Origin of the sequence: Vibrio sp. V42_P2S4T144, from assembly GCF_009904715.1 — a bacterium.
Taxonomy (GTDB): Bacteria; Pseudomonadota; Gammaproteobacteria; order Enterobacterales; family Vibrionaceae; genus Vibrio; species Vibrio alginolyticus.
This window is the reverse complement of the sequence record NZ_WXWS01000688.1, coordinates 1-5,689: the sequence shown is the minus strand read 5'-3', so window position 1 is coordinate 5,689 and position 5,689 is coordinate 1. Positions and strand designations below refer to the sequence as shown.

Below are 5,689 nucleotides of genomic sequence, written 5' to 3'. Positions count from 1 at the left end.
ACTGAGTACCGCTCATAATGTACTAATTGAAGAAAAGAAAGAACATGTGAAGGAGCATCAAGCGCAAATCGATATTCAGCCACTTGTTGATATTGCACTTAAGCATGAGTATGACAACCCGCAAGATGCAGTACAGCTTTTGGAAGTCGCTCAGCAGCTGGTTCCGAATGATCCCGTTGTGGAGCGCAAGTTGCAGCAACTGTCGTAACGTGGAGATGTAATGCGGACGATATTGGTCGAAATAGGTCAGTGGCTTTTGTCGCTGGCCTTTTTAATAGCTTATGGATTGATATTTCGATGAAATCTAATGAAGCAGTACAAAATAAAAAGCCCAAGCAAATGCTTGGGCTCCATAAATGTTAATGCGAGTTTTAAAACTCTTTTGGCGCAAAGCCTGTCATCACATCAAGGCGAAGTTCTTTACCAACTTTTGTTAATGGGTGAACGATTACTAAGCCGCGTACGCGTTTTTTCAGTTTGCCGATGTCCGCTTGTTCTGCTTTGGTGATTTCACGAGAGAAAGGCATATCAAGTAAGCTTTTACGTTCTTTGTTCAGCTCATAGTTTTGCTTGTGCTTTAACTGGTTAAGCTTTTTGGTAAGCTGTTCTACTTCATCCGTGAACTTTGTAATCATTTCGTGATCACCACGAGAACGTGCCGCATCAAGTTTACGTTGGCATGTATCTAAACGGTTGTGCAGCTTTTGAATATCAGTTTTTATGCTCATGGTAATTTGGCTCAAATTTTAAATAGTCGAGAAGTATAGCATAGCTGAGATCATACGCTCTACTATACTTCTCGATTGTCTGGCTTTAGTTAATCAGTTCATTGCCCGATACGTTACCAGAGAAAAAGGCTTCGACGTTATCAAGCGTCACAGAGGCAATATTATTAAGTGCTTCGTGAGTCAAGAATGCTTGGTGGCCAGTAAACAGCACGTTATGACAAGCCGATAAACGGCGGAAAACATCATCTACAATGACATCGTTAGATTTATCTTGGAAGAATAAGTCTTTTTCATTGTCATACACGTCTAGGCCAAGCGCACCAATCTTACCTTGTTTCAACGCTTCTATCGCCGCTAGTGAATCTAGCAACTCGCCTCGACTGGTGTTAATGATCATTACACCATCTTTCATTTGCGCGAAGGCTTTTTCGTTCAATAAGTGATAGTTTTCTTCACTCATTGGACAATGGAGAGAGATAACATCCGCATTAGCGTAGATTTCTTCAAGCGAACAGTAACGGGCTCCTATTTCTAGTGCTAATGGATTTTCGTAGGGGTCGTAGCAAAGCAGTTCCATGCCAAGCCCTTTGAAGATACGCATCGTCGCGATACCAATCTTACCCGTACCAATAACACCAACAGTTTTTCCGTAAAAGTTAAAGCCAACAAGACCTTCTAGCGAGAAGTTGGCGTCACGTGTGCGTTGGTAGGCCTTGTGAAGACGGCGGTTTAGGCACATCATTAAACCAACCGTGTGCTCTGCCACTGCTTCTGGTGAGTAAGCAGGAACTCGAACCACTTGTAAGCCTAGTTCTTTGGCTGCTTGTTGATCAACTTTATCATATCCCGCGCAGCGCATAGCAATAAGCTTGGTCCCGCCCAGAGAAAGCTGTTTAAGGACAGGAGCTGAAAGATCATCATTAACAAACGCACATACGACATCACTGCCGTGCGCCATCTTGGCTGTTTTTTCGGTTAGTCGGAAGTCGTGATAGTGAAATTCAAAATCGCGGTTATTTTTAATTTTATTAAAAGAGGCTTCGTCGTAGGATTTTGCACTAAAAAAAGCAATGTTAATCATGGTTCCCTCTCAAAAAGTGCGGACTTTATAAATAAATATGCTTATAAAGTAATGCAACTTAGCCGCAATGAATAGAGAAATCTTCTCTTTGACTTTTGTTGTATCAAATAACGATAAGAAGTACGCCTTTCAGCGAGTCTATCTTATGGTTCCGCATTAGATACTGTTTGCTTTACGAGCATTAACTGACTAGCATTATCGCTCTTTTCTTGTTCACTTTATTAGCTTAGGCGTTACGACAATGTCAGTAAAATGGTGCTCTATGTTCTTGTGTTGTGTGTTTGCTTCTGGCACTCACGCAGCTGTTGACCTCGTTAAAGTCGACAAGTCTAAGCGTCGAATGTATTTGATGGAACAAGGAGCAGTGCTAAAAGCATACCGAATTGCTTTAGGAGCGAACCCGCAAGGACATAAACAAGAAGAGGGAGACAATCGCACGCCAGAGGGCGAATACACTCTAGATTATGTTATAGAGGACTCTGCTTTTTATCGTTCTGTGCATATCAGTTACCCTGATGCGATTGATACGTTGGAAGCGAAGCGCCGAGGTGTGTCCCCTGGAGGGAACATCAAAATTCATGGCTTAAAAAACGGTGAGAGTCAGTTGCCGATTTACATCCAAAGTTTTGATTGGACTAATGGGTGTATTGCGATTACCAACGAGGAGATGGATGAATTTATCCAGCTTGTCGAGATGGGGACACCAATTCAGATTGAGTGGTAATAAAAGGTCCCCTTTAATGTTCTGGCTCTTATAGGCTATGGCATAAAGCGCTGTGGATGATCACTAAAAATACCGTCTAACTGAGGCAGGTATTTCAGTTTATTTGGATTGTTCACCGTATAGCACATCACTTTGTAACCGGCTTGTTGGAGTTTGTTTATCTGGCGAGTACGAACCCAGTTAATGTTTAGGTTGCAGCTATAGGCACTAACTTCTTCCAAAAGGCGTTTATCTTTTCTCGTAAAGAATTCACTTAACACACCCAATCGGTAGCCACTGCAGTATTTGTGCATCGCTCTAATGACGTCATGACTAAAGCTCGATAGGAGTACATTCTCTTGCGGCATTGGACTTTTTGCTAACGCATTGGCGAGAGTCTGCACCACTTCTTCCGCTGGATGGTTGTCTACTTTAACTTCGATATTCAAGTTAAGCTTATTCTCAGTAGCTAAAGTGAGCAGTTCATCTAGTGTCAAGATCTTCTCGCCTGAAAAGTCTGTGCTAAACCAACTACCGAAATCTAATGCTTTTAACTCTTCCAGGGTGAGCTCATCAACACGCCCTTGTCCATTGCTGCATCGATTGACGGTATGATCATGGCAAACCACTAAAACATTATCTTTGGTAGGTTGTATATCCACTTCCACCCACTTTAATCCCAGGTCAATGGCTGCTTGAATGCTTATTTTTGTATTCTCAGGGTATGAACCTGCCACGCCACGGTGACCAATTAATAACGTTTCCATTCGCTTTATCTTTTGCTTTGCGGTTGCCAGATTGTACTCGTTTTTTCTATGAAGATATATCTAGGTGCATATTGTTAGGAACCTTTAGTACAAGTGAACATTAAACTCTAATAGTACGTTGCTGCTTCTTGGACTGAGTCCTGTGGACTTAAAGCCTTAGAGTGTGTAGTTGTTTAATTGGTAAATGAGTAATAAAATGCGAACCATTTTTATTTGAATGGTGAGTGGTAATGTCACGAGTTTTGATAGTCGATGATGACGTTCCTTTGTGTGAGCTGTTAGAAGCGGTTTTGCAAGAGGAGGGCTACATCGTATCTTCTGTGCATTGCGGTGAAAGTGCGCTGCAATATATGGAAAAAACGCCTGTAGATCTTGTATTGCTTGATGTCATGTTACCAAACCTTAACGGCATGCAAGTTGCTCGTAGGATCTGTCAGCGCTTCGCGACACCTATTCTAATGCTTACCGCTCTCAACGATGAAAACTCGATGCTTGATGGTTACCAAGCGGGGGCCGATCAGTATATCGGAAAGCCTTTTAATGTCGCTGAGCTTCTAATGCGCATCAAAGCGATTCTTCGTCGTGTTGGCTTGGAACGTCAACGTCAGACGATGTGTAGTACCGTTCAAACGATCAGTGACCAGCTTAATAGCTTACCCCTCACAAGTACGGAAGCTGAACTATTGAGCTACTTGGTAAAAAACCAAGGAGTCGTGATTTCAAAAGCAGAGCTTCAAACTGAAGTGTTAAAGAAAGAGCTGAGTCCTTTTGATCGCAACCTTGATATGCACATCAGTAACATACGTCGCAAGTTAGTTGAGGCGGGGCTTTCCAAGCAACATATCAAAACCTTCCGTGGCAAAGGTTACAGTTATTTAGAGGCTGTAAACCGTTAATGAAGCTCCGGTGTCCACCTTTTATTGCAAAACGTAAAGACAGCTTAGCGTTCAAGTTATTTAGTTGCATGACCGCAATTGTCATTAGCATTTTGGTCGTGCAATCCTTAGCGGAACAAGCTCTGGTGAAAGCCATGTTGAAAGTGCCCGATAGTGTGCGAGAAGAAATGCTAGACCTTGCACATCAAGCTAACGTATTGATTGAGCACGGAGACATGGACGAACTTGCTGACTGGGCAAATGCGCAAAACTTTTATTTATTTGTGTTGAATGAACATCAGCAACCAGTTACGCACCGTCTGATGCATCCGCACTTCGAGTTCAAACTTCAATTTAAGAGAAGCATCGATGATCAACTTGAGGGGAAAGTGAATCGCCCCATCATCAATATTCCTTTAGTTCATGGCAATACTTTAGTGATTCAATTGCCACATCGACTGCACCCTGCAAATGACTTCATTCTGTATTTCTCTATTCTCAAAGTCGTGATTGCAGTGGTTATTTTGGCGCTCTTTTCGCTGCTAATGGCACGTAACTTACAGCAACCATTGGATCGATTGAGAGAAGCAAGCAAAAAGCTATCTAATGGCGATTTTAATGTTAGTGTCGTGAAAGAGCTGAAGTCGAGCACGCGTGAGTTTAACGAGTTAGCGCAAGACTTCGATCACATGACGCAACAGATTCATTCTCTCGCTGAAAAGCAGCGACTGCTTATAAGAGATGTCTCTCACGAATTGAGAACGCCGTTAGCGAGGCAGAACTTGGTTCTGCATCTTTTGCGAAAGCGTGTTGGAGAAAGTGAGCAAAGCCTAGTGACAAGGCTAGAAGATGAAGCAAAAGAGCTAAACCATTTGATCAGCGATATATTGGAGTTCAGTCGCTTGGAAAATGCGCGCTTCGACAAAGCCACGAAACGCTGTGATTTAGAAGTTTTGCTCTCCCCGCAAGTAGAACGTTGCAAAATAGATTTGAAGTCAGAACAGACGTTGTCTTTCCGCTCAGAAGCTGTATGTGCTAAAGCCATTTGTGAAGAAACGCTGGTCATTCGTTGTTTGAACAATCTTATTGGTAATGCCATTAAATATTCAGGACAAGCATCTCAGATAGAAGTTTCTCTGGAAAATTATGTCAAAGAAGGGCAGCAATTCACCACCATGTCAGTATCTGATAATGGGCCTGGTATTCCAGAGAACAAGCTGGTCGATATTTTTGATCCGTTTACACGCTTAGATGCTTCTAGAGATAAAAAGCTTGGTGGCTACGGTTTAGGTCTTGCGATTGTCAAAGAATCCATGCGTATTATGGGTGGAGCAGTCACGGCGAAAAACCGTGAGCAAGGTGGTTTGAGGGTTACTTTAGTGTTCAAACAATAAGTATGATTAAGTTGTATTTTTTGTGATCAATGTCACATTATCATGGCGCATCATCAGAGAGTACTTTACAAAAGTTTGCAAATGCAAAGAATGTAAATTTAATGCAAATGGTAATACTTATCACTTATATTCACCCGCGAA

General features: G+C 42.2%; 6 protein-coding genes and 1 pseudogene. 4 read left to right on the top strand and 3 right to left on the bottom strand.

The genetic code is table 11. The features are described from left to right. Positions 1-208, top strand: a pseudogene (locus CAG68_RS22090) (cytosolic protein); the annotation flags it as partial. A gap of 163 nt (positions 209-371) precedes the next feature. On the opposite strand, the gene CAG68_RS22085 reads toward CAG68_RS22090, so the two are convergent. Both CAG68_RS22085 and CAG68_RS22080 read right to left on the bottom strand, forming a co-directional pair. Next, on the bottom strand, positions 372-728 hold the full coding sequence (locus tag CAG68_RS22085) for a YibL family ribosome-associated protein (protein ID WP_005374274.1): 357 nt from the start codon (positions 726-728) through the stop codon (positions 372-374). Between the two features lie 85 nt (positions 729-813). Beyond that, entirely contained in the window at positions 814-1,809 is a 996-nt protein-coding gene (locus CAG68_RS22080) for a 2-hydroxyacid dehydrogenase (protein WP_054729618.1), read from the bottom strand. Between the two features lie 241 nt (positions 1,810-2,050). Here CAG68_RS22080 and CAG68_RS22075 point away from each other — a divergent pair, with 241 nt between their 5' ends. After that, a complete protein-coding gene (locus tag CAG68_RS22075; RefSeq protein ID WP_086047570.1) occupies positions 2,051-2,533 on the top strand; it encodes a L,D-transpeptidase family protein in 483 nt (160 codons plus the stop codon). A 35-nt stretch (positions 2,534-2,568) separates the two neighbouring features. On the opposite strand, the gene CAG68_RS22070 is transcribed toward CAG68_RS22075, so the two are convergent. Beyond that, the gene (locus CAG68_RS22070) at positions 2,569-3,279 is read right to left on the bottom strand and encodes a glycerophosphodiester phosphodiesterase family protein (protein WP_053350831.1); all 711 of its coding nucleotides are present in this window, start codon (positions 3,277-3,279) and stop codon (positions 2,569-2,571) included. Positions 3,280-3,509: 230 nt separating this feature from the next. Between CAG68_RS22070 and CAG68_RS22065 the strand changes: the two genes are divergently transcribed. Then, on the top strand, positions 3,510-4,175 hold the full coding sequence (locus CAG68_RS22065; protein ID WP_005386018.1) for a response regulator transcription factor: 666 nt from the start codon (positions 3,510-3,512) through the stop codon (positions 4,173-4,175). Beyond that, positions 4,175-5,548, top strand: coding sequence for a sensor histidine kinase (locus CAG68_RS22060; RefSeq protein ID WP_064369509.1), 1,374 nt, complete (start codon positions 4,175-4,177; stop codon positions 5,546-5,548). The genes CAG68_RS22065 and CAG68_RS22060 overlap by 1 nt, the downstream gene beginning before the upstream one ends. The last annotated feature ends 141 nt before the right edge of the window (positions 5,549-5,689 follow it).